The sequence below is a fragment of the Roseomonas sp. TAS13 genome (assembly GCF_001950415.1).
Classification (GTDB): domain Bacteria; phylum Pseudomonadota; class Alphaproteobacteria; order Acetobacterales; family Acetobacteraceae; genus Roseomonas; species Roseomonas mucosa.
The window spans coordinates 1-1,498 of sequence record NZ_BDLP01000630.1 but is presented as its reverse complement, the minus strand read 5'-3'; the positions used below and the strand labels follow the sequence as shown (position 1 = coordinate 1,498).

Genomic DNA, 1,498 nt, shown 5'->3' with positions numbered 1-1,498 from the left:
GCCAGGAGTTGGCACCTGCTGTGGCCGGATCGCGCCGGAGAGTGATGCTCTCCGGCGACTGCCGGTGCCGCCCGTGCGGACAAGGCGTTTTCTTCTTCGGGAGCCCCGCCGATCCACCTGTTCCCGGGGATCGGCATCAGGCTCACGGCTACCACCAGCGCCAACGAAAGCCCGGGGTCCGGGGTCCGGGGACCGGCTCCGGTCCCCGGCGGAGTGGGGGCTTGGGGGCGAGGCGGAGCCTTGCCCCCGGCGGCCGGACAGGGGCACGGCCTCCTCATCCTTCCGGAAAGAGCAACCCCTCGACGGCCCCGAAGAGGCGTTGCGCGGGCGGGGAGAGAGGGCGTTCGCGCAACCGGATCAGGCCGAAGGGCTCCACGGCGAGGTGTGGCACGTCGCGCAGGGGCGGCAGGCGGCGGAACTGGCCTTTCGGCGCGAAGATATTGGCGACGGAGGCGCTGATGACGCCGACCGCGTCGCTGCGGGACAGGTTCGCCAGGGTCAGCAGCACCGAGGAGGTGTTGAGCATCCGCCCCGGCAGGGGCAGGTCCAGGCGCAGGAAAAGCAGGTCCACCCGGCGGCGCAGCAGCGTGCCCGGCGGCTGCAGCACCCAGGGCAGGTCCAGCAGGTCGCGCAGCGCCAGCCCCCGCCGGTGCAGCAGCGGGTGCCCGGCCCGCACCAGGAAGCAGAGCTCCTCCTCCGCCGCCTCGCGATAGAGGATGGCATCCGGCCCCATCTCCGGCGGCAGCCGGGCCAGCACGAAATCCAGCCGTCCTTCCAGCAGATGCGCCACCAGCGGCGCGCTGGTGTCCACCTCCACCGTGATCTGCAACCCGGGGCTGCTGCGCTGCACCGCCTCCACGGCACGGCTCAGGATATCCACTGCCGGGCCGGTCACCGCGCCCACCGCGATGGCGCCGCCCAGCCCGCCGCGCAGGCTGTTCATCTCCGCCGCCGCCTGGGTCAGGTCCATCAGCACCGTCCGGGCGCGGCGGGCCAGCACCTCGCCCAGCGCGTTCGGCACCAGCCCGCGCGGGCGGCGGAGGAAGACCGGCTCGTCCACGATGCGCTCGGTCTCGGCCAGGAGGCGGGAGGCGGCGGGCTGGGTGACGCCGAGCGCCTCGGCGGTGCGGTTCAGGTTCCGGGTCTCGTCCAGCGAGGCCAGGAGCTGAAGGTGCCGCAGCTTCAGCCGGAAGCGCGCGAACCAGTCCGGCGGCAAGGGGGCGGGGGAGGGGAGGGGCATCCGGGGGACATACCATTCCCGGTATCGATTCCACCCGTTTTGGCATTGGACTTGTTCTGCCGCGCTACCTATCCCTGTTGTCCAAGGAATCGCGCCCCCGGATGAACCGACATCCCGGAGCAGAGGCGCGGCCAGGAGGAAGGGTTCGCATGGATCCCCGCAGCACCATGCCGGAGACGGCACCGGAGACGCGCCCCCGCCGGGCCGGGCCTTGCCCTGGCCGTGGCGCTGTCTCTTGATCACATCTACGCACAGCTC

General features: G+C 72.2%; 1 protein-coding gene. It reads right to left on the bottom strand.

Annotated features, from left to right (window positions below; all coding sequences use genetic code 11):
* Positions 1-274: 274 nt before the first annotated feature.
* Positions 275-1,240: a LysR family transcriptional regulator gene (locus ROTAS13_RS24360; protein ID WP_075823653.1), complete on the bottom strand. Its 966-nt coding sequence runs from the start codon at positions 1,238-1,240 to the stop codon at positions 275-277.
* Positions 1,241-1,498: the final 258 nt, after the last annotated feature.

Bases quoted from the DNA above. Each gene is read 5' to 3' on its own strand.
- ROTAS13_RS24360 (WP_075823653.1), bottom strand. From the start codon at position 1,240: ATGCCCCTCCCCTCCCCCGCCCCCTTGCCGCCGGACTGGTTCGCGCGC.